Source organism: Streptomyces sp. NPDC008317 (assembly GCF_042955955.1).
Taxonomy (GTDB): Bacteria; Actinomycetota; Actinomycetes; order Streptomycetales; family Streptomycetaceae; genus Actinacidiphila.
This window is the reverse complement of the sequence record NZ_JBIBFQ010000007.1, coordinates 430,291-451,490: the sequence shown is the minus strand read 5'-3', so window position 1 is coordinate 451,490 and position 21,200 is coordinate 430,291. Positions and strand designations below refer to the sequence as shown.

The 21,200-nt window shown below is 73.2% G+C and carries 23 protein-coding genes; 13 read left to right on the top strand and 10 right to left on the bottom strand.

Annotated elements, in window-relative coordinates; all coding sequences use genetic code 11:
• Positions 1-44 precede the first annotated feature (44 nt).
• Positions 45-950 carry a LysR family transcriptional regulator gene (locus tag ACFY9V_RS24640; RefSeq protein ID WP_355335669.1) on the top strand — a complete coding sequence of 302 codons (906 nt, stop codon included), beginning with the start codon at positions 45-47 and terminating at the stop codon, positions 948-950.
• An 83-nt stretch (positions 951-1,033) separates the two neighbouring features.
• Here ACFY9V_RS24640 and ACFY9V_RS24635 read toward each other — a convergent pair whose 3' ends face one another.
• Positions 1,034-1,528 carry a pyridoxamine 5'-phosphate oxidase family protein gene (locus ACFY9V_RS24635; RefSeq protein ID WP_391162916.1) on the bottom strand — a complete coding sequence of 165 codons (495 nt, stop codon included), beginning with the start codon at positions 1,526-1,528 and terminating at the stop codon, positions 1,034-1,036.
• A 142-nt stretch (positions 1,529-1,670) separates the two neighbouring features.
• Here ACFY9V_RS24635 and ACFY9V_RS24630 point away from each other — a divergent pair, with 142 nt between their 5' ends.
• Entirely contained in the window at positions 1,671-2,300 is a 630-nt protein-coding gene (locus ACFY9V_RS24630; protein ID WP_355335663.1) for an isochorismatase family protein, read from the top strand.
• Between the two features lie 184 nt (positions 2,301-2,484).
• Here the strand turns inward: ACFY9V_RS24630 and ACFY9V_RS24625 are convergent, their stop codons facing one another.
• Together ACFY9V_RS24625 and ACFY9V_RS24620 are read right to left on the bottom strand one after the other, a co-directional pair.
• Entirely contained in the window at positions 2,485-3,015 is a 531-nt protein-coding gene (locus ACFY9V_RS24625; RefSeq protein WP_355335660.1) for a Rieske (2Fe-2S) protein, read from the bottom strand.
• Between the two features lie 76 nt (positions 3,016-3,091).
• On the bottom strand, positions 3,092-5,239 hold the full coding sequence (locus ACFY9V_RS24620; protein ID WP_391162913.1) for a prolyl oligopeptidase family serine peptidase: 2,148 nt from the start codon (positions 5,237-5,239) through the stop codon (positions 3,092-3,094).
• A 30-nt stretch (positions 5,240-5,269) separates the two neighbouring features.
• Between ACFY9V_RS24620 and ACFY9V_RS24615 the strand changes: the two genes are divergently transcribed.
• From ACFY9V_RS24615 to ACFY9V_RS24585, 7 genes are all read left to right on the top strand, one after another.
• Entirely contained in the window at positions 5,270-6,091 is an 822-nt protein-coding gene (locus ACFY9V_RS24615) for a HipA family kinase (protein ID WP_355335654.1), read from the top strand.
• On the top strand, positions 6,088-6,471 hold the full coding sequence (locus tag ACFY9V_RS24610; RefSeq protein WP_355335651.1) for a DUF3037 domain-containing protein: 384 nt from the start codon (positions 6,088-6,090) through the stop codon (positions 6,469-6,471). The genes ACFY9V_RS24615 and ACFY9V_RS24610 overlap by 4 nt, the downstream gene beginning before the upstream one ends.
• A 164-nt stretch (positions 6,472-6,635) precedes the next feature.
• A complete protein-coding gene (gene fabG, locus ACFY9V_RS24605; RefSeq protein ID WP_391125570.1) occupies positions 6,636-7,397 on the top strand; it encodes a 3-oxoacyl-ACP reductase FabG in 762 nt (253 codons plus the stop codon).
• 57 nt (positions 7,398-7,454) lie between these two features.
• Positions 7,455-8,213 carry a glucose 1-dehydrogenase gene (locus ACFY9V_RS24600; protein WP_391125567.1) on the top strand — a complete coding sequence of 253 codons (759 nt, stop codon included), beginning with the start codon at positions 7,455-7,457 and terminating at the stop codon, positions 8,211-8,213.
• A 159-nt stretch (positions 8,214-8,372) separates the two neighbouring features.
• Positions 8,373-9,338, top strand: coding sequence for an aldo/keto reductase (locus ACFY9V_RS24595; RefSeq protein ID WP_391051161.1), 966 nt, complete (start codon positions 8,373-8,375; stop codon positions 9,336-9,338).
• Between the two features lie 156 nt (positions 9,339-9,494).
• On the top strand, positions 9,495-10,175 hold the full coding sequence (ung, locus tag ACFY9V_RS24590; RefSeq protein ID WP_355335794.1) for a uracil-DNA glycosylase: 681 nt from the start codon (positions 9,495-9,497) through the stop codon (positions 10,173-10,175).
• Positions 10,176-10,202: 27 nt separating this feature from the next.
• Positions 10,203-10,739 (top strand): hypothetical protein, encoded by a 537-nt coding sequence (locus ACFY9V_RS24585; RefSeq protein ID WP_391162911.1) that lies wholly within the window; start codon positions 10,203-10,205, stop codon positions 10,737-10,739.
• A 152-nt stretch (positions 10,740-10,891) separates the two neighbouring features.
• Here ACFY9V_RS24585 and ACFY9V_RS24580 read toward each other — a convergent pair whose 3' ends face one another.
• Positions 10,892-11,380, bottom strand: coding sequence for a hypothetical protein (locus ACFY9V_RS24580; protein WP_355335637.1), 489 nt, complete (start codon positions 11,378-11,380; stop codon positions 10,892-10,894).
• A gap of 206 nt (positions 11,381-11,586) precedes the next feature.
• Between ACFY9V_RS24580 and ACFY9V_RS24575 the strand changes: the two genes are divergently transcribed.
• Positions 11,587-12,507, top strand: coding sequence for a Gfo/Idh/MocA family oxidoreductase (locus ACFY9V_RS24575; RefSeq protein WP_355335634.1), 921 nt, complete (start codon positions 11,587-11,589; stop codon positions 12,505-12,507).
• Here the strand turns inward: ACFY9V_RS24575 and lnt are convergent.
• From lnt to ACFY9V_RS24560, 3 genes are all read right to left on the bottom strand, one after another.
• Complete coding sequence (gene lnt, locus ACFY9V_RS24570; protein WP_391162910.1) at positions 12,479-14,005, bottom strand: apolipoprotein N-acyltransferase; 1,527 nt, start codon at positions 14,003-14,005, stop codon at positions 12,479-12,481. The two genes, ACFY9V_RS24575 and lnt, sit on opposite strands and share 29 nt — an antisense overlap.
• Before the next feature lie 272 nt (positions 14,006-14,277).
• Positions 14,278-14,826, bottom strand: coding sequence for a DoxX family protein (locus ACFY9V_RS24565; RefSeq protein ID WP_355335630.1), 549 nt, complete (start codon positions 14,824-14,826; stop codon positions 14,278-14,280).
• Between the two features lie 271 nt (positions 14,827-15,097).
• A complete protein-coding gene (locus tag ACFY9V_RS24560; protein WP_355335627.1) occupies positions 15,098-15,694 on the bottom strand; it encodes a histidine phosphatase family protein in 597 nt (198 codons plus the stop codon).
• Between the two features lie 195 nt (positions 15,695-15,889).
• On the opposite strand from ACFY9V_RS24560, the gene ACFY9V_RS24555 reads away from it, so the two are divergent.
• Positions 15,890-17,326 (top strand): FAD-dependent oxidoreductase, encoded by a 1,437-nt coding sequence (locus tag ACFY9V_RS24555; protein WP_391162909.1) that lies wholly within the window; start codon positions 15,890-15,892, stop codon positions 17,324-17,326.
• A gap of 75 nt (positions 17,327-17,401) precedes the next feature.
• Positions 17,402-17,728: a hypothetical protein gene (locus ACFY9V_RS24550; protein ID WP_391162908.1), complete on the top strand. Its 327-nt coding sequence runs from the start codon at positions 17,402-17,404 to the stop codon at positions 17,726-17,728.
• A gap of 56 nt (positions 17,729-17,784) precedes the next feature.
• Here the strand turns inward: ACFY9V_RS24550 and ACFY9V_RS24545 are convergent, their stop codons facing one another.
• Positions 17,785-18,492: an SDR family oxidoreductase gene (locus ACFY9V_RS24545; protein WP_391162907.1), complete on the bottom strand. Its 708-nt coding sequence runs from the start codon at positions 18,490-18,492 to the stop codon at positions 17,785-17,787.
• A 162-nt stretch (positions 18,493-18,654) separates the two neighbouring features.
• Here ACFY9V_RS24545 and ACFY9V_RS24540 point away from each other — a divergent pair, with 162 nt between their 5' ends.
• A complete protein-coding gene (locus ACFY9V_RS24540; protein ID WP_391051178.1) occupies positions 18,655-19,254 on the top strand; it encodes a TetR family transcriptional regulator in 600 nt (199 codons plus the stop codon).
• Between the two features lie 200 nt (positions 19,255-19,454).
• Here the strand turns inward: ACFY9V_RS24540 and ACFY9V_RS24535 are convergent, their stop codons facing one another.
• Together ACFY9V_RS24535 and ACFY9V_RS24530 are read right to left on the bottom strand one after the other, a co-directional pair.
• The gene (locus ACFY9V_RS24535; RefSeq protein WP_355335616.1) at positions 19,455-19,964 is read right to left on the bottom strand and encodes a carbonic anhydrase; all 510 of its coding nucleotides are present in this window, start codon (positions 19,962-19,964) and stop codon (positions 19,455-19,457) included.
• A gap of 57 nt (positions 19,965-20,021) precedes the next feature.
• The gene (locus tag ACFY9V_RS24530) at positions 20,022-21,152 is read right to left on the bottom strand and encodes an LLM class flavin-dependent oxidoreductase (RefSeq protein ID WP_391051181.1); all 1,131 of its coding nucleotides are present in this window, start codon (positions 21,150-21,152) and stop codon (positions 20,022-20,024) included.
• Positions 21,153-21,200: the final 48 nt, after the last annotated feature.

Below are 21,200 nucleotides of genomic sequence, written 5' to 3'. Positions count from 1 at the left end.
AGAACAAGCGAGAATTTGTACACGGACGACGTAGGATTACTAACATGTTGAGTCTGGAGCGCCTGCGCGTCCTGCACGCCATCGACACCTACGGCTCGGTGTCCGCCGCGGCGGACGTGCTGAGTGTGACGACCTCGGCCGTGTCGCAGCAGATGGCGAAGCTGGAGCGGGAGACCGGCCAGTCCCTGCTCACGAAGAACGGCCGCGGGGTACGGCTGACCGACGCGGGACGGCTGCTGTCCGGGCACGCCGACCGGATACTGTCCCTGGTCGAGCTGGCGCACGCCGACCTGGAGGCGCACCGGGGCGCCGCCGTCGGCGAACTGCGGGCCGGCGCCTTCCCCACCGCCGTCCGGGGCCTGTTCCCCGACGCCCTCAACGCGCTGCGGCGCGAGCACCCGCAGCTCAGGACCGTCGTGCACGAGCTGGAGCCGCAGGAGTCGCTGGCCCGGCTGGCCCGCGGCGACATCGACCTCGCGGTCGTCCTCGACTGGTACAACAAGCCGCTGTCGCTGCCCGGCGGCCTCGCCAAGGCGCCCCTCGTCGACGACATCGCCGACATCGCGCTGCCCGTGGGGCACCGGCTGGAGGGCTGCGACCAGATCGAGCTGGACGAACTGATCGACGAGGACTGGATCGCCTGGCCCGACGGCGGTTTCTGCAACGAATGGCTGCTGTTCACCCTGCGCGGCAAGGGCATCGAACCGCGGATCGCGCACCACGCCGAGGAGCACGCCACCGTGCTCGCCCTCGTCGCCGCCGGTCTCGGCGTCGCCGTCATGCCCCGCCTCGGCCGCGACCCGATGCCCGGGGGCGTCCGCATCGCCCCCGTCCAGCACACCATGCGCCGCCATGTCTACGCCGTCTGGCGCGAGGACGCGGACCGTCGCCCCGCCATCCGCGTGGCGGTCGAGGCCCTGCGCCGCTCGGCGGGACGCGTGGGCGACTGACCCCCGGCGAAGCGGTACGGAGCCCGGCCCGCAGCGGCCTCCGGAATCCGGTCCGACGGTGGGGCTCGCGCCGGCCGGCGGATTCAGGGGCGCCCCGGCTCCGGCCCGGCCGCCGCGGCGGCCATCTTCGTGAAGTCCCACGAGACGACCCGCTCCGGTGTCAGCCGCAGCCACGCGTGCCGTCCGTCGTGCGGCATCGCGGGCAGGCCGAAATTCCGCTCGGAGAAAAGGCGTTCCGGTGTGTCGAGTTCGGGGTGCGGCACGCCGGTACGGGGGGCCTCGCCGACGAAGTCGACCGAGCCGGACAGCTCGACGCCGCGCAGCTCGCCGTAGTCCTCGCCGTCGTCCACGACCACGGCGATCCGCGGGTCGCGCCGCAGGTCGGCCCAACGGCGGCTGCGGACCAGGGAGTAGAGCCAGAGCGAGGTGCCGTCCCAGGCGAACCACAGGGCGCCCGCGTGCGGACGGCCGTCCGGCGAGACGGTCGCGACCCGGCAGGTGCGGTGTCCGGCGAGGAAGACGTCGATCTCCGCCGCGCTCATCATGATCCTGCGGCCCCGACGCTGGGTGGCGGTCATGGCACCTCCGTGCGCATCGCCCATGGCTGACGAGGAGCTGATCCCATGTCAGGTCCTCCGCCGGAATCATCCGGCACCGGACCGCGAGGGTCCAGCCCCTGATCCCTTCCGATCTGACGGACCGTCAATTATGGTGCGCGCCATGACCTCCGCCGACCGCCTCGCCGCACTGCTGCGGCCCGCGACCACCGCGCTGCTGACCGTCGAGTGCCAGCGCGGTGTGGTCGGGAGCGACAGCGCGCTGCCCGAACTGGCCGCCGCGGCACGCGACTCGGGCGTGCTGGACCGCGTCGGCCGCCTGGTCGCGGGCGCGCACGCCGCGGGCGCCGCCGTCCTGCACGCCGTCGCGATCCGCCGCCCGGACGGACGCGGCGCCAACCGCAACGCCCGGCTGTTCCGCGCCGCCGACCGGCTGCCGGTCAAGCAGCTCGACGGCACCGACGCCGTACGGCTCACCGAGGAGATCCCGGTCGCCGACACCGACCTGACGGTCACCCGGCTGCACGGCCTCTCGCCGATCGCGGGCACCGACGTCGACGCGCTGCTGCGCAACCTCGGCTGCCGGACCCTGATCGTCACCGGGGTCTCGCTCAACATCGCGGTCCCCAACGCGGTCTTCGACGCCGTCAATCTCGGCTACGACGTGGTGCTGCCCGCCGACGCCGTCGCCGGAGTCCCCGCCGACTACGCGGCGGCCGTCGTCCGGCACAGCCTGTCGCTGGTCGCCACGGTGACGACGACCGACGACATCCTGGCCGCCTGGAAGCGGTGACGCGAGCGCCACAACACCGTTGTCCCGAAGCGCTGTTGGCCGCCTCGGATTCCGGTCGCCGCCCGGCGCCGGACGCGGCACCCACCCGCCGCGCCCGGCACCGCAGCCGACGACGTAAGCCAGTAAGCCCGTAGACCCGTAGACCCGTAGACCCGTGAGCCCGTGAGCCGTACGTCCGGACCGATCAGCTACCGAGCATCACCTGGTCACCCGACACCGTCACGTTCTCCGAAGGCAGCGGCCTCGTCGCCGGGCCGCTGGCGACGCTGCCGTCGGCCACGTGGAACTTGCTGCCGTGGCAAGGGCAGTTGATCGTGCCGTCGGACACGCTGCCGACCTGGCAGCCCGAGTGGGTGCAGGTCGAGGAGAACGCCTTGTACTGCCCGGCGGTCGGCTGGGTGACGACCACCTTCTGGTCGGCGTAGATCTTCCCGCCGCCGACCGGGACGTCCGAGGTCTTGCCGAGCGCGGTGCCGCCGCCACCGGAGGCCGCGGACGAGGTGGGCGCCGTGCCCGCGTCCGACGTGGTGGGGTCCGCGCCGGCCGAGGTCGTCGGCGCCCCGGCGTCCGACGGCGACGCGGAGTCGGAGGCGGCGTTCGACGAGTCGTCCGAGCTGCCGCAGGCGGCCAAGGCCGCGGCGAGTCCCACGCCGCCCGCCGCCGCTACGAAGCCGCGACGCGTGGGAGGCACGGAGAATCGGGGGGTCTCTGCCATGAGGTGCGTCCTGTCCGTTCGTGGGGCCGGGCGGCGGAGGGACACCGCCCGGCAGCGTGGTGTCACGCGTGCCGTCTCATACGGGCGTCCGCTCCGGAACGTTCAACGCCGCACGCAAGAAGTTCACCTGGTGCCTCAGGAGTCCCTCCACCACCGTCTCGTCCGTCGGCGAGTGCGTGACGTTCGACAGCGGCAGCACCTGGTGCGGGCGGTGGGCCGCGAGCAGGGCCGCCGACATCCGCAGCGTGTGCGCCACCACCACGTTGTCGTCCGCCATGCCGTGCACCAGCAGCAGCGGGCGCCGCAGGTCCGCGGCCTCGCCGATCGGCGACGAGCGGTCGTACGCGGCGGGCTCCTCGTCCGGGTGGCCGAGGAAGCGCTCCCGCCAGTGCGTGTCGTACAGCCGCTGGTCGCTCGGCGCCGCGCCGCTGACCGCCGCGTGGAAGACCTCGGGCCGGCGGATCACCGCCGCGGTGGCCAGGGTGCCGCCGTACGACCAGCCGCGGATCCCGACCCGCCCGAGGTCGAGGTCGGGGCAGTGCTCGGCCGCCGCGCGCAGCGCCGTGACCTGGTCCTCGATCGGCGCGCTGAGCGAGTCACCGCGCACGGTCTTCTCCCAGGCCGGGCCGCGCGCGGGTGTGCCGCGCCCGTCCGCGACGACCACCGCGAAGCCCTCCTCGGCGAACCACTGCGCCTCGTACATCGACCAGCCCCCGCCGCGCGTCACCAGCCGCATCGCGGGCCCGCCGTAGGAGGCGACCAGCACCGGCAGCGGCCCGCCGCCCGGCTCGTACCAGGACGGCAGCAGCAGCGCCGTACGGATCTCCCGCTCACCGGCCCGCAGCCAGGTCACGCGCGGGGTCAGGACGGGCTCCGCTGCCAGGCAGCCGACCGCGGTCTGCTGACCGCCGTCGCGCAGCAGCGTCGTGCGGTGGCCGCGCTCGGTGCGGGAGTCGAGCAGCAGTGTGCCGCCCGCGCGCAGGCCGGTGTGCACGCCGGGACCGGAGCTGAGCCGTACGGGGCCGCGCTCGCGGTCGTACGACCACAGGTGCTCCTCGGTCGGCTCGTCGCAGGCGGTGAAGAGCACCGACTCGCCCGCCGCGCCGAGGACTTCGCGGACGTGCAGACCGTCCGGCGTCACCGGCTCGCCGCCGACCGTCAGCCGCCGGGACCCGCCGGTGTCCGCGGTGTGCACCAGCGCGCCGGACCCGGTCCTGGCGGGCGTGCCGGGGATCAGTTGCACCCACGCCGGGTCGCGCTGTTCGTGCAGCAGCCGCGTCCCGCCGCTGCCGGGGTCGGCGGCGAGCACCCGTACCGTCCGCTGGTCCCGGCTCTGGACCGCCAGCAGCGGGCCGTGCGCGTCCCAGTCCGCGCTCGTCAGATATTCGTACGCCGCGCGGTCCCAGCGGACCTCGGTGCGCGTCCCGTCCAGACCCAGCAGGTGCAGCGAGACGTCGGCGTTGGCCGTGCCCGCCGTCGGGTAGGGCACCGCGCGCGGCGGCTTGGCGGGATCGGCCGGGTCGGAGATCCACCAGCGTCGGACGCGGGCGGTGTCGACGCGGGCGGTCAGGACCGCGGCGCCGTCGGGCGACCACCAGTGGCCGCGGTACCGGTGCATCTCCTCCGCCGCCACGTGCTCGGCGAGCCCCCACGTCACGTCCGCGGTCTCCGGCGCGGCGAGCAGCAGATCGGCGCCGCCGTCGAGGTCCGCCACCCGCAGCGCGCCCTCCGTCACATACGCAACGCGCCGCCCGGCCGGGTCCGGCCGCGGGTCGACCACGGGCCCGGCGGTGGCGACCGGGCGCGCCGCGCCGCCGTCGGTCCGCACCGTCCACAAGGCACCGTCCAGCGCGAAGACGACGGTGCGCGCGGCGGCGTCGGTGGCGTACGCGACGATGCCGCCGCTGCGTTCCCTGGTCCGCTCGCGCCTGACCAGCTCCGCCTCCGGCACCTCGCCCGGCGCGGCGCCGAGCGCGTCCGGATCGGCCAGCAGCCGCTCCTCGCCGTCCGCGAGCAGCCACAGACAGCTCGTACGGTCCTCGCCGCCGCGGGTGCGCAGGAAGAGCAGCCTCCCGCCGTCGGGGGAGAGGGTGAAGGAGCGGGGCACACCGAGCGAGAAGCGCTGGGTGCGGGCGAGTTGGCGGGGCAGGTCGCCGGAAGGGGTACGGAGCGGGGCGCGCGCCGGGTCACGCGCGAGGTCAGGTGCCGGGTTATCGGTGTCCATGAGGGGACTCTGGCCCATTAGCCTGGAGCGATGTTGAGAGAAGTGACGGGCATCCGCTATGTGACGCCGCTGCGCGAGGGCGGCTCGGTGCCCGGTGTCGTCGAGGCCGACGATCTCGGTACGTACGTCGTGAAGTTCACCGGCGCGGCCCAGGGCCGCAAGGCGCTGATCGCCGAGGTGATCGCGGGCGAGCTGGCCAGGCGGCTGGGCCTGCGGGTGCCGGAGCTGGTGCGCTTCCACTTCGATCCGGCCATCGCGCCCGGCGAGCCCGACCAGGAGATCCAGGATCTGCTGAAGGCGAGCGGCGGGCTCAATCTCGGAATGGACTTCCTGCCCGGATCTCTCGGCTTCGATCCACTGGTCTTCCCCGTGGACACCGCGGAGGCGAGCCGCATCGTCTGGTTCGACGCGCTCATCGGCAACGTCGACAGATCGTGGCGGAATCCTAACATGCTGGTCTGGCACCGGGACTTGTGGCTCATCGACCACGGCGCCTCACTGATCTGGCACCACAACTGGCGTACGGCGCGAGCCGCTTCCGACAAGCCGTACAACGCCGCCGACCACGCGCTGTCACGCTTCTCGCCCGATCCGGCCGCCGCGGCGGCCGAGTTGGGGCCACTCGTCACCGACGCGCTGCTCGCCGAGGTGACCGCGCTGGTCCCCGACGAGTGGCTGACCGACGAGCCGGGGTTCGACTCGCCCGACGACGTACGCCGCGCCTACCGCGAGCTGCTGCTGGCCCGCGCCGGGGACGTACACCTGCGGACCACGCTCGCGCCCCGGCAGGAGGAGAAACAGCCGCCGCCGGAGTGGCTGCGGACCTGGGTCGAGGGGAAGAACGCCCAGTGACCGGCCGGGACGTCTTCGAGTACGCGCTGGTGCGCGTGGTGCCGCGGATCGAGCGCGGCGAGATGATCAACGCGGGCGTGCTGGTGTACTGCCGCGCGCAGGGCTTCGTCGGGGCCCGTGTGCACCTGGACGAGGCCAGGCTGCGCTGCCTGGACGCGGAGGTGGACGTGCTCGGCGTGCGGGTGGCGCTGCGCGGCTACGAGGACATCTGCGAGGGCGGCGAGCGGGCGGGACAGGCGGCTGGGGACGACCCCGGACGCCGTTTCCGCTGGCTCACCGCGCCGCGCAGCACCATCGTGCAGCCGGGCCCGATCCACACCGGTCTCACCGCGGACGCGGGCCGGGAGGCGGACCGGCTGCTGGAGCTGTTGGTGCGCTGAGCCATCTCGCACAGCCGTGCCCTGAGCCACATCGGCCGTGGTGGCGTTGACACAGGGTCACGGCGCTCCTACGGTTTCGGCAACGGGACCTACTAAGCGGTCGCTCATGTGCCAGGCGCGGGCCGGGCACGGACGGCGCCGCACCACAGGGCTGAGGAGATCAGATGTCCACCACCGAGCAGCGCGTCGCGATCGTCACCGGTGCCGCGCGCGGAATCGGCGCCGCCACCGCGGTGCGTCTGGCCGCCGAGGGCCGCGCCGTCGCCGTACTCGACCTCGACGAGAGCGCCTGCAAGGACACCGTCGAGACGATCACCGCGGCGGGCGGCAAGGCCATCGCGGTCGGCGCCGACGTGTCCGACGAGGCGCAGGTCGAGGCGGCCGTCGCCAAGGTGGTCCAGGAGCTGGGCGCGCCGACGATCCTGGTGAACAACGCGGGCGTGCTCCGCGACAATCTGCTGTTCAAGATGAGCGCGTCCGACTGGGACACGGTCATGAACGTGCACCTGCGCGGCGCCTTCCTGATGACCCGCGCCGTCCAGAAGCACATGGTGGACGCCGCGTTCGGCCGCGTCGTCAACCTCTCCTCGTCCTCCGCGCTCGGCAACCGCGGCCAGGTCAACTACTCGGCCGCCAAGGCCGGTCTCCAGGGCTTCACCAAGACCCTCGCCTTCGAACTCGGCAAGTTCGGCGTCACCGCCAACGCCGTCGCGCCCGGCTTCATCGCCACCGACATGACCGCCGCCACCGCCGCGCGCGTCGGCATGGGCTTCGACGACTTCAAGGCCGCCGCCGCCACCCAGATCCCGGTCCAGCGGGTCGGCGTCCCCGACGACGTCGCGAACGCCATCGCCTTCTTCACCGGCGAGCAGGCCGGCTTCGTGTCCGGCCAGGTCCTGTACGTGGCCGGTGGCCCGCTCGACTGACGCGCGCCGCGCCGACCGAGTGACACCCCACAACCGACAGGCCGGAGGCCCCAGACCATGACCCAGCCCCCCGACAGCGGGCGTGTCGCCCTCGTCACCGGCGCCAGCCGGGGCATCGGCTACGGCATCGCCGAAGCCCTCGTCGCCCGCGGCGACCGGGTGTGCATCACCGGGCGCAACGAGGACGCGCTCAAGGAAGCCGTCGAGAAGCTCGGCGCCGACCGCGCCATCGGCGTCGCGGGCAAGGCCCACGACGAGGCGCACCAGGCCGTCGCCGTGGAACGCACCATGGAGGCGTTCGGCCGCGTCGACTACCTCGCCAACAACGCGGGCACCAACCCGGTCTACGGGCTGCTCGCCGACCTCGACCTCGGCGTCGCCCGCAAGGTGTACGAGACCAACGTCATCTCCGCGCTCGGCTTCGCCCAGCAGACGTGGAAGGCGTGGCAGAAGGAGAACGGCGGCGCGATCGTCAACGTCGCCTCCGTCGCGGGCCTCGCCCCCTCGCCGCTCATCGGCGCCTACGGCATCAGCAAGGCCGCGATGATCAACCTCACGGTGCAGCTCGCCGCGGAGATGGCGCCCGGCGTCCGGGTCAACTCCGTCGCGCCCGCCGTGGTGAAGACGAAATTCGCCGCCGCGCTGTACGAGGGCCGGGAGGCGGAGGCCGCGGCCGCGTACCCGCTCAAGCGGCTCGGTCTGCCCGAGGACATCGGCGGCGCCGCCGCCTTCCTGCTCTCCGACCAGGCGAGCTGGATCACCGGGCAGAATCTCGTCCTCGACGGCGGGCTCTTCCTCCAGGCGGGGGTCGCGTAGCGGCGGCCGTCCGAGGGGTCCGCGAGTCGGCCCGTACGAACGCGGCCCGGACGCGCGGGCTTGCCTTCGTCCGTACTCCAACGTGCACAGTCCTCGTGTGGGTGACCGCGACGGTCGCCCGCCGAGGACTTCCCACGTTACGGATTACGGAGACCGCACATGCGTTACCGCACACTCGCAGGAGGCGCGGGGCCCGAGGTCAGCGCCCTGTGCCTGGGCATCCTGCCGTTCGGCACGACCGTGGACGAAGCCACGTCCTTCGCGATCCTGGACCGCTTCGCCGAGGCGGGCGGCACCTATGTCGACACCGCCAACAACTACTCGGTCTGGGCCCCCGGCGGCACCGGCGACGAGAGCGAACTGCTGCTCGGCCGCTGGCTGCACAGCCGCGGCGCCAGGGACCGTACCGTCGTCGCCACCAAGGTCGGGGCCCGGCCGCCCGTCGGATCGACGGCCGTGTGGCCCGACGCCTGGGAAGGGCTGTCGGCCAAGGCGATCGAGGCCGGGATCGAGGGCAGCCTGCGGCGGCTGGGCACCGACCACGTCGACGTGTACTACGCGCACGTCGAGGACCGCGACGTGCCGATGGCCGAGACCGTCCAGGCATTCGCGGACGTCGTGCGCGGCGGCAGCACCCGCGTCCTGGGATGCAGCAACCACGCCGCCTGGCGCGTCGGCGCGGCCCGGCAGTATGCCGCCGACCACGGGCTGCCCGGCTACACGTGCGTGCAGCAGCGCTACACCTACCTGTGGCCCGTGCCGGGCGGCGAGTGGGGCGCGCAGTGGTACGCCCGCGACGACATGCAGGACCTGGTCGCCTCGAACGACGACATGACGCTGATGGCGTACGGGCCGTTGATGAGCGGCGCCTACACCCGCACCGACAAGGAACTGCTCGCGCAGTACGACCACCCCCTGTCGCACCGCAGGCTCGAAGTGCTGCGGGAGGTCGCGGCCGAGGCGGGCGCGACGCCCAACCAGGTCGTCCTGGCCTGGCAGATGGGCGGCGCGCTGCCGGTGGTTCCCGTGGTCGGGGTGAGCAGCCTCGCGCAGCTCGAAGAGGCTCTGGGCGCCGTGGAGTTGGACCTGGACCCGGAGCTGCGGGCCCGGCTGGACGCCGTCTGAGCGCGGCGGGCGGGTGAGGCCGCCGACGCCGATCGGTGAGCTGATCGGCGGGCCGGCCGGTGAGTTGGCCGGGGGTGCGGGGATGTCAGTGGGTGGCGGTACGTTCTGGGGCAGTAGCAAACGGATCGATTGCCGGAGGTTCCTGACGTGCCCAGCATGCTGCCCGACTCCTGGGAGACCGTTCTCGGCGAGGAGTTGGACAAGCCGTACTTCCAGCAACTCACCGAATTCGTCGAGGCCGAGCGGGAGGAGCACCGGATCTTCCCGCCGCGCGACGAGGTCTTCGCGGCGCTGGAGGCGACGCCGTTCGACCGCGTCAAGGTGCTGATCCTCGGTCAGGACCCGTACCACGGCGCGGGACAGGGGCACGGACTGTGCTTCTCGGTGCGGCCCGGCGTGAAGACGCCGCCCTCGCTGCGGAACATCTTCAAGGAGATGAAGGAGGAGCTGGGCCACCCCATTCCGGACAACGGCTATCTGATGCCGTGGGCCGATCAGGGTGTCCTGCTGCTCAACGCGGTGCTGACGGTCCGCGAGGGCGAGGCCAACTCGCACAAGGGCAAGGGCTGGGAGAAGTTCACCGACGCGGTCATCAAGGCCGTGGCGGCCCGCCCCGACCCGGCCGTCTTCGTCCTGTGGGGGAACTACGCGAAGAAGAAGCTGCCGCTGATCGACACCGAGCGGCACGCCGTCGTCCAGGGCGCGCACCCCTCGCCGCTGTCGGCGAAGCTCTTCATGGGCAGCCGCCCCTTCACCCAGATCGACAAGGCCGTCGCCGACCAGGGGCACACCCCGATCGACTGGCGCATCCCCGATCTCGGGGCGTCCGCGAGTTAGCTTCGTGGGTGAGGCGAGGAGGCTCGGGTGGAGCGACGGGACGAGCCGGGTGGACCGGACGCGATCATGACCAGGATCGGACAGGTCGTGATGCTGCTGCACGCCGGGGACCGGGAGGAGGCCAGAACCCGGTTCGGCGCGCTGTGGGACGAGATCGGGGAGCGGGGCGACCCCCTGCACCGCTGCACGCTGGCGCACTACATGGCCGACACGCAGGACGACCCCGAGGACGAACTGGCGTGGGACCTGCGGGCGTTGCGGGCCGCCGACGCCGTCACGGCGCGCGGCGGCACCGAGCCCCGCGGGGGCCCTGACAGCCCCGGCGGCCCTGACAGCCCCGGCCGCTCCACCGGCGCCGCGCAGATCCGCGGCTTCTACCCGTCGCTCCACCTCAATCTCGCCGCTTCCTACGCGAAGGTGGACGAGGGCCGGCTGGCCCGCAGCCACCTCGGCCTGGCCCGCAAGGCGTGCGACGTGCTCGCCGAGGACGCGTACGGGGACGGGGTGCGGGCCGCCGTGGCCCGGATGGAGTTGCGGCTGCTGGGCTCCGACCAGCTTCCGTAGCCGTGAGCCGTGAGCCGTGAGCCGTGAGCCGTGAGCCGTCAGGGGGCAGGGGTCAGCGGTCCCCCGTCACCCGTCACCCTTCGGCCGTCAGCCGTCAGCCGTCAGCCGTCAGCCGTCAGCCGACGCGAGCCGTGCCGCCCGTCCGGCCCGGCTCACCGGCCGTAGGACTGACGGCAGATCCGGGCCGCGTCCCCGTCCTTCGCCCAGCCGCCGTAGGTCTCGCCCAGCGCGCAGACGTCGGCGGCGCCGTGCAGCGCCGCTGCCGGTCCGCGCGGGAGGGACGTCGGCGGCGGCACCGAGCGGGAGCGCGGCACCGGCCGGTGCCGCGGCTCAGGGCCAGGCCGCGGCCCTGAACCCGCGGAGTACGGGCCCGCGCCCGGTCGGCCGCCCGGCCCAACGGCACCGCGCTCCGGCTCGGGCGAGGGCGTCCTGGAAGGGGCCGGATCCGGCTCGGCCGTCTCCAGCAGCACATGGTCGGGCCGCGGCACCAGCGGCCCGCCGTCCGGCGCCGCCACCCGCGGCGCGGCCCTGCCGGGCACGGGAGCGGGGACGGGGACGGGGGCCGGGGGAGCGGAGACGGTGGTGCACCCGGCCGCGGCGGAGGCCGCCACCAGGAACACGACCACGGGTAGGCGGCGCATTCCGACAACTGTGCCGAAACATGGCGGAGCCGGGTATGCCCCGCAGGGGTGAGCGGCCGGGCGGGGCGTACCGCGCGCTCACCCGTCCGGGGCCGGTCCGCCGCGGGGCCGCGCCGTACGCCCGCTCCCCGAAGGCCCCGGAAGCGTCCCCGCACCGTCCCCGTATGCTGCGGGGACACCGCGAGAAGGAACGACAGGAGCAGCGCATGGCATCCGGCAGCGCCCCACGGAAGATCGGCGTGATCGGGCTCGGTGACATCGCGCAGAAGGCGTATCTGCCGGTCCTCGCCTCGCAGCCGGACCTCGAACTGCACCTCCAGACCCGCACCCCGGCGACCCTCGACCGGATCGGCGACGCCTACCGGCTGCCGCACCGCCACACCTCACTGGACACGCTGCTCGACCAGGGCCTCGACGCCGCCTTCGTGCACGCGCCCACCGACCTCCACGTCGAGATCGCCGGACGGCTGATCGAAGCGGGCGTCCCCGTCTACGTCGACAAGCCGCTCGCCCGCGATCTGGACGGCGCACGGCAACTGGTGGCCCTCGCCGAGGAGCGCGGCGTCCCGCTCATGGCGGGCTTCAACCGCCGTTACGCGCCCGCCTACGCGCAGTGTCTCGACCACCCGCGCGACCTGATCCTCATGCAGAAGAACCGCGTCGGCCTCCCCGAAGAGGCCCGCGGGATGATCTTCGACGACTTCATCCACGTCGTCGACACCTTGCGCTTCCTGGCCCCCGGCACCGTCCGGGACGTCCACGTCTCCGCCAAGGTCCGTGCCGGCCTCGTCCACCACATCGTGCTGCACCTGTCGGGTGACGGCTTCACCGCGATCGGCTCCATGAACCGGATGAGCGGGTCCACCGAGGAGAGCCTGGACGTCAGCGGTGACGACACCCGCCGTCAGGTGCTGAATCTCGCCGAGGTCATCGACCACAAGGGCCAGCCGACGGTACGCCGCCGGGGCGACTGGGTGCCGGTGGCCCGGCAGCGCGGCATCGAGCAGATCACCCTGGCCTTCCTCGACGCCGTCCGCGCGGGTAAGCACCTCGACGCCCAGGACGCGCTGCGCACCCACGAGCTGTGCGAGCGGGTCGTCACCGAGGTCCGGGAGCTGACCGCCTGACCAGCACCACGCGCCGGATCTCGTAGGCGGCGGCCAGCACGACCAGCAGCAGCGCCAGACGCGGCACCCAGTCGCCGAACCGGTCGTACGGGCTGCGGCCGGTGGCCAGCGGCACCGCGTAGACCCGCGCCGTACTGCTGCTCTCGCTGATCCGCTGCCCGACCGGGTGGCCGTTCGCGTCGTAGACGGCGCTGATCCCGGTCAGGGTCGCGTGCACCATCGGCCGCCAGCTCTCCGCTGCCCGCAGTGCCGCGAGCGAGGCGTGCTGCGCGGGCGCCCACGACCCCTGGAACGACGACGTGGACGACTGCGCCACCAGCACCTGGGCGCCCTTGTCCGCGAGATTGCGGCTCATGTCGGCGAAGGCGGACTCGAAGCAGATCAGCGGCCCGATCCGTACCGTCCCGGTGTCCATCACGACCTGGTGGTCGCCGCGCTGCCGGTCCTCACCCGCGGCCTTGCCGACCGAGGTGGCCCAGCCGAGCAGCGACCGGAAGGGGATGTACTCGCCGAACGGCACCAGCCGCATCTTGTCGTACGTGGGTCCGGTGACGCCGTCCGGGCCGATCAGCACCGACGTCTTGGAGATGCCCGTGCCGTCCGCGCGCTCCGCGTCGACATTGACCAAGATGTCGGCGCCGACCTGCTGGGAGAGGGCCGCCAGCTCCTCCGCCAGCTGGGGCCGCGAGGTGAGGTCGAAGCCGACGCTGCTCTCGCCCCAGACCACGAGATCCGGGTGGCTGCCCACCAGGCCGCGGGTGAGCGCCACCTGCCGGTCGATCCGGGCCTCGGGGCCCACGACGACGCCCGGCTGGACGACCGCGACCCGCACGGCGCCGGACTGCTGCGGGTGCGGCGCCCACAGCCACACCATGCCGGTCAGCACGGCGGCCGTGGCCAGCGCGGTCGCCGCGGGCCTGCGGACGGCGGGCACCGCGACGAGCGCGGTCAGCGCGGTGTTGACGAGCACCACCAAGAGGCTGACCAGCCACACCCCGCCGACGGAGGCCAGCCGCAGCGCGGGCCGCACCTGCCACTGGCTGGCGCCCAGCAGTCCCCAGGGGCCGCCGAGATACTGCCAGGAGCGCACCAGCTCCACCATCAGCCAGCCGCACGGCACCAGCACCATCGCCGCCGCGGCCCGCCGCGACCCGGTGCCCTCGCCGAGCAGCCTGCGCACCAGCCAGCCCCACGGCGCCCACAGCGCGCCCAGCAGCAGGGCGAGCACGACGATGAACACGTTCAGACTCGCGAAGAGCCAGTGGTGCACCGCCAGCATGAAGCCCGCGCCGCCCAGCCAGCCGTCCAGCGCCGCCCGCCGCGCACTGCCCGCGGAGCGCACCAGCAGCATCCACGGCACCAGCGCCACGTACGCCAGCCACCACAGCGACGGCGCGGGGAAGGCGAGCGCCGGGAGCGCCCCGGCGGCGGCGGCGCCCAGCCCGCGCGCCCACGGCGAGGACAGCCGTGACCGCTGCTCCTGGGCCGTCACCGTCATGCGTGCTCCCTCGCCGCCGTTCACTGTCGCTCTGTTCCGCCCTGTTCCGTCCGCACGCCGCCATGCGCGCCGAATCCGCTCCGGCGTTCCTGGCTCCGGCCTACCCTGCGCGGATGGCGGCATGCGGACGACGGCGTGTCGTCCGCATGCCGCCATCCCCGTGCCGCCGTGTCCCTGCCGTCGCCCGCGCGTCGCCGCGCACCCGCCGGTGGCCGCCGCGCGTGCCGCTGCCCCGGTCGGTACGGCGTTCCCCACACCGGTCCGCGGGCGGCTCAGCCGTCCTGGTCCTCCAGCACGGCGAGATCCTCGGGCGCGGGACCGTTGCCGACGGCGCGGCGGCGTACGACCGTGAAAGCGGCGGCTGCCGAGCCGGTGAAGGCGGCGGCCACCACCCACGGGCGGTTCAGGACATGGCCGGTCAGATGGTCCAGAGAGTAGCGGCCGGGCCCCGTGACACCCAAAGCGGCGGCGCAGAAGCCGAGGAAGGCGGGGTACTCGTAGCCGCCGGACGTGTTGAAGAAACCGGCGGGGGCGTGGACGGAGACCGCGCCCGCCATGGCGCCGGCCGCCGCCGCGCCCGCGGCCGGGGTGGCGATCCCCAGGGCCAGCAGCAGCCCGCCGCCCGCCTCGCCGAGCCCGGCCGCGACGGCGCTCGCCCGCTCCGGCTTGAAGCCCATCTGCTCCATGGCCGCCGAGGTGCCGTCGATCCCGCCGCCGCCGAACCAGCCGAAGAGCTTCTGCGCGCCGTGCGCGAAGAGCACCCCGCCGGTCCCCGCGCGCAACGCCAGCAGTCCGATGTCCTTGCGGTGCGCGAGTGCCATGACCGGGTCCTCTCCTGGTGCCGGGCCCCGGTACCGGTCCGACTCCGGACCGCCGGGCTGCTCCCAGTCTTCGCGGACCCCACCGGATGCCGCCGCTCCTGGCGGTCCGTCCGGGCTACACGGCTGCCACGGGCTACACGGCTGACATCGGCCTCGCGGCTCGTCCGGACACCACCGCTCGTCTGGACGCCATCGCTCGGACGCACACCGGCGCCGTACAGAGACCACTGCTTGTACGGAGTCCACCGCCGTCGCAGACGTCACCGCCCGATCAGGGCAGCCGGTTCCACGCGGTCAGCACATGGCGGCCGTGTTCCAGGCCGAGCCGGCTGACGGTGCCGGTGGCGAGCTGGAACAGGGCGCCGTCGGCCGGGGGCAGCCCCAGTCTGCGGGCGGTCAGCACCCGCAGGAAGTGGGCGTGCGCGACCAGCACCACATCGCCGCCGTCGCTGTTGGTGAACGCCGCGTCGGCGAGGGCCAGCACCCGGTCGGCCCGCTCGCCGACCTGTTCCGCCGTTTCCCCCGGATGGCCCTCGGGGCCCTCGGGGACCCCGTCGGTCCACAGATCCCAGGTGGGACGGGTGCGGTGGATGTCACGGGTGGTGACGCCCTCGTAGCCGCCGTAGTCCCACTCGCACAGGTGGGCGTCGACCCGTGTGCGCTCGAGCCCGGCCAGCTTCGCGGTGTCCCGCGCGCGCCGCATCGGGCTGGTGATCACGGTGGAGATGTGCCTGCTGGCCAGCATCGGAGCCAGCGTTCTGGCCTGCTCCTCGCCGTTCGGGGTGAGGGGCAGATCGGTGTAGCTGGTGTGCTGGCCGGTCAGCGTCCACTCGGTCTCGCCGTGACGGATCAGTACCAGTTCGCCCATCGGTACACCTCCCGCGGCGCCCCTCGGCGCCCCGAAGTGATCATACGTCCGCCCGGTCCCGTCAGTAGGATGACGGCCTGGCCACCCCTCTCCGCGCGCGACCCGGATGTGTGAACACCGACATGTGAGTACAGATGTGTGTGCACAGACGTGTGCACACCACCGCGTGATTCAGACAGCAGCCCAGGAGCCGGTATGAACGACGCTGCCCGTACCTACGACGTGATCGTCATCGGAGCCGGACCGGTCGGTGAGAATCTCGCCGACCGCACGCAGGCCGCAGGGCTCAGCACGGTCGTCGTGGAGAGCGAGCTGGTCGGCGGCGAGTGCTCCTACTGGGCGTGCATGCCGAGCAAGGCACTGCTGCGCCCGGTGGTCGCCCGCGCCGACGCGAGCCGGCTGCCGGGGCTGGCCCGCGCGGTCGCGGGACCGCTGGACGCCGCTGACGTCCTCGCCCGCCGCGACGAGTTCACCTCGCACTGGAAGGACGACGGCCAGGTGGGCTGGCTGGAGTCGGTCGGCGTCGATCTCGTACGCGGCCAGGGCCGCCTGGACGGTCCCAAGCAGGTCGCGGTGCTGACGCCGGAGGGCGAGACCGTACGGCTGACCGCGCGGCACGCCGTCGCCGTCTGCACCGGCACCTCCGCCGCGCTGCCCAAGCTGCCGGGCATCGCCGACATCAACCCGTGGACCAGCCGTGAGGCGACCAGCGCCAAGGAGGTCCCCGGCCGCCTGGTCGTGGTCGGCGGCGGTGTGGTGGCCGTCGAGATGGCGACCGCCTGGCAGGCGCTCGGCTCGCGGGTGACCATGCTCGTGCGCGGCGACCGCCTGCTGGAGCGCATGGAGCCCTTCGTCGGCGAACTGGTCACCGACGGCCTGCGCGAGGCGGGCGTGGAGGTGCACTTCGGTACGAACGTGCCGATCGTCGAGCGCGACGGCGCGGACGGCGAGGTACGGGTCGGCCTGGAGGGCGGCCAGCGGGTCGTCGCCGACGAGATCCTCTTCGCCACCGGCCGCTCGCCGCGCACCGGCGACCTCGGGCTGGAGACGGTCGGCCTGCGCCCCGGGGACTGGCTGGGCGTGGACGTCACCTGCCGGGTCACCGGTGTGCCGGACGGCTGGCTCTACGCGGCGGGCGACGTCAACCACCGCGCGCTCCTCACCCACCAGGGCAAGTACCAGGCCAGGATCGCCGGGGCCGTGATCGCCGCCCGCGCCAAGGGCGAGCCGGTCGACGACGCGCCCTGGGGTCCGCACGCCGCCACCGCCGACGACGCCGCCGTGCCGCAGGTGGTCTTCACCGACCCCGAGGCGGCCTCCGTGGGCCTCACGGCGAGCGAGGCGGAGCGCGCCGGACACCGGACCAAGGTCGTGGACTACGACCTCGGCCAGGTCGCGGGCGCCTCCCTCTACGCCGACGGCTACCGCGGCAGGGCCCGCATGGTCGTGGACCTCGACCGAGGCATCCTGCTCGGCGTCACCTTCGTCGGCCCCGGAGTCGGCGAACTCCTGCACTCCGCGACGGTCGCCGTCGCGGGCGAGGTGCCCATCGAGCGGCTGTGGCACGCGGTCCCGGCGTACCCGACGATCAGTGAGGTGTGGCTGCGCCTGCTGGAGGAGTACCGGGGCTGACCGCGGTCATGGCCGTGGCGCGCCGCCGCGATATTCGCCGGGGCCGCCGCGCTGGCGGGCGCGGCCGTCTTCGGTGTGGCGTCGCCCGCGTCCGCCGCGGGCTACTCCTGCTCGCACGACGGTCACGCCATATGGTGCGCCACCGTGACGGCCGTCGACCCCGGCTCGTATCTGGCCTCGCACTACGGGCCGAGCTACGGCTCCGGTCAGACCGGGCGGCGCTATTACAACGGCGAGGAGAGGGAACTCGCCTGCTGGACGACCGGTGACGGCGACGCCGACGGGCACGGCGACCGCTACTGGTTCATGCTCGACTTCGACGGCGACAGCGGCTACGTCAACGACTGGTATCTGACGACCGGTTCCGCCGCCCAGTGGCAGCCGCACGTCCCGCACTGCTGACTGACGCATCCTCAGAAGCGTTCAGCGTTCAGCGTTCAGCGTTCAGCGTTCAGCGTTCAGCGCGCGGCGAGTTCGGCGTAGAGAGCCGAAGGGTCGGCGGCGAGGCCGGCCTTGACCTGACGGCTGGTGTCGTCGGCCAGCACCTCGTACAGCCCGGCCTCGACGCCGTCGAGCGCGATGCGGGCGATCTTGGCGGGGTCCGACTTGGGGGCGTCGACGCGCGCGGCCATGTCGGTGTCCATGTAGCCGACGTGCAGGCCGGTGACGAGGGTGCCCTGGCCGTGCAGCGCCAGCCGGGTGGCGTTGGTCAGGGACCACTCGGCGGACTTGGCGGCCGAGTAGACGGCGCTGCCCGGCGTGGTGAACCAGGACAGGGCCGACAGCACGTTGAGCACCGCGCCGCCGCCGTTGCGGGCCAGGATCGGCGCGAAGGCGCGGCTGACGGCGAGCGTGCCGAAGACGTGGGTCTCGAACTCGTTCCGGACGACGTCCATCTCGCTGGTGAGCAGGTCCACCCCGTTCGACGCGCCCGCGTTGTTGATCAGCAGGGTGACGTCACCGGCCGCCTCGGCCGCCGCCCGTACCGACTCGGGGTCGGTGATGTCCAGCGCGAGCGGTACGGCGCCCGGGACGGTGACCGAGGCCGGGTTGCGGGCGGCGGCGTAGACCTTGGCCGCGCCCCCGTCGAGCAGGGCCTGGACGAACTTCTCGCCGAGGCCGCGGTTGCCTCCGGTGACGAGGGCGACAGCGCCGTTGATCTGCATGGGAGTGCCTTTCGGGAGGAGAGCGGTCCGCGGCCGGTACGTGCGCGGCCCGGGGGGTCGCGTGCGGTCCGCACGGATGCGGCCGACCATGGAAACCGATCGGTTTCCACCACCGTATACCGATCGGTTTCCGATGCCAAGCCGGAGCGGTAACCTCGGGGTATGACCACGACACAGAAGTCCGGCGCTACGGAGAAGTCCGGCACGCGCGACCGCCTGCTCGACGCCGCGGCCGGGCTCTTCTACCGGGAAGGCGTCGGCACCGGCATCGACGCGCTGTGCAAGGCCGCCGGGGTGTCCAAGCGCTCGATGTACCAGCTCTTCGCGAGCAAGGACGAGGTGCTGGCCGCCGCGCTCGACCGGCAGGGGCCGCCCGTCGAGGCCCGGCTGCTGCCGCCGCCCGGCGCGCCCGCGGCGCCGCGCGACCGCGTCCTGTACGTCTTCGAGCGGCTGGAGGAGACCGCCGCCTCGGCCGACTACCGCGGCTGCCCCTTCCTCGCCACGCAGGTCGAGCTGAAGGACCCGGAGCACCCGGCGAGCGTCGTGGCCCGCCGCAACAAGCAGGTGCTCACCGACTTCTTCCGCGCGGAGGCCGCGCGCGGCGGAGCCGCCGACCCCGCACTGCTGGCCCGCCAGCTCACCCTGGTCTTCGACGGCGCCAGCGCCCGCGCCGGAATCAAGGCGGAGGTCCTGGACGGCCTGGCGCTGAGCACAGCCGTCGCCGTCCTGGACGCGGCGGGCCTGACGGCTCCTCGGGCCTGACGGTGCGGAGGGTCTGACAGCGCGGCGGATCACGAACGGCCCTTTCGGCAGCTGGCACGCACCCCCGTCGCGTTGCCGGAATGCCCGAATAGCTCCGCTCTGCGGGCATCCCGGTGCGTTGCGCTCAGCGGGTCCCCCCGGACGGAGTCCGGGGGAGCACCGGGCACCGCCTGGACCGCCCATGATCCGCCGGACAGGCGCTAGTCGGGCAGTGCCACCTCCGCGAGCCTGCCGCTCGCCACGTCGAACACGAAGCCGCGCACCGCGTCGGTGTGCGGGATGAACGGGCTGTTCCTGATCCGGGCCGCGGACTGGCGGACGTCGGTCTCCAGATCGGTGAACGCCTCGGCCGCCCACGGCGGTTTGATGCCCGTCTCCTCGCGGATCGACTCGCGGAAGGCGTCGTCGCCGAAGGTGAGCATGCCGCAGTCGGTGTGGTGGATCAGCACGATCTCCCGTGTGCCCAGCAGCCGCTGACTGATCGCCAGCGAACGGATCGCGTCGTCGGTGGCCACCCCGCCCGCGTTGCGGATCACATGCGAGTCGCCCTCGGCGAGACCGAGCGCCCCGTACACATTGAGCCGGGCGTCCATGCACGCCAGAACCGCCGTGTGCCGGGCGGGCGGCAGCGGCAGCGGACCCTCGAAGGCCGCCGCGTACGCCGTGTTGTTCTCCAGATAGCCGTCGGTGGCGGTGGGGTGGTCGGTCATGGGAGCCTCCTGGTCGCGCTGAGCGGTGACGTCATGCGTGACGTCATACGGGTGAGGTCATGCGGTCCGCCGCCAGGCGTCCGCCAGCAACTCGTGGGAACGGACCCGGTCCCGGTGGTCGTGGGTGATGGTGGTGACCAGCAACTCATCGGCGCCCGTGGCCTGTTGGAGCACCCGCAGCCGGTCCGCGACACTTTCGGGTGTGCCGGTGAACTGGGTGCGCACCCGGTCCTCGACCAGCGCCCGCTCGTCCGCCGTCCACGAGTGGACCGCGGCCTCCTCCGGACTCGGGAAGGGGATCGCGCCCTGACCCGAGCGGATGCTGTGCACCCACAGCGCGTACGGCGACGCCAAGTGCCGCGCGGTGGCGTCGTCCTCGGCGACCACGACATCGGCCGAGACCAGCACATGCGGCTCGTCGAGCGTGGCGGAGGGCACGAACGCCTTGCGGTACGCGTCCACCGCTTCGAGGACGGCGGCCGGACTCACGTGGTAATTCGCCGCGAAGGGCAGGCCGAGCGCGCCCGCCGCCTGCGCGCTCGCCCCGCCGCTGCTGCCCAGCACCCACACCTGGAGATCGGCGCCCTCGCCGGGCACCGCGTGCGCGTCGAGTCCCTCCGGTGTCCGGTAGTCCCCGCGCAGCAGCCCGAGGATCTGGTCGAGCTGGTCGCGGTACTCGGGCAGTTCGGCCCCCGGGTACTGCACGAGCTGCGTGTAGCGCGTCAGCAGCGGAGAGCCGATCAGCCGGCTGAAGTCGTACGGCGCGGGGATCAGCAGCCCCTCCGGTGTGTACCGGGCCTCGGTGCGGCGCGGCGCCGGGGGAGCGGCGGGCGCGCCGCCGGACGCGGACGGCTTACGGAATCCGGTACGGCCGAGGCCCAGGTCGATCCGGCCCGGGTACAGCGCGTCGAGCAGCCCGAACTCCTCGACCACCGACAGCGGTGTGCGGTGCCCGAGCTGCACCGCGCCCGCGCCCACCCGGATCCGTGCGGTCGCCGCCGCCACGAGCTGGATCACCAGCGCGGGCGACACCCCGGCGACCCCGGTCGTCAGATGGTGCTCGGCCAGCCAGTAGCGCGCGTATCCGGCGGCCTCCGCGCGCTGTGCCAGGTCCACGGTGTTGCGCAGCGCCTGCGCGGCGGTGGAGCCCGAACTGATCGGCGACAGGTCGAGAATCGACAGCGGCACCGACGACGAGTTCGAAGAAGCCGAAGAGGCGGAAGGGTCCGGGGAACT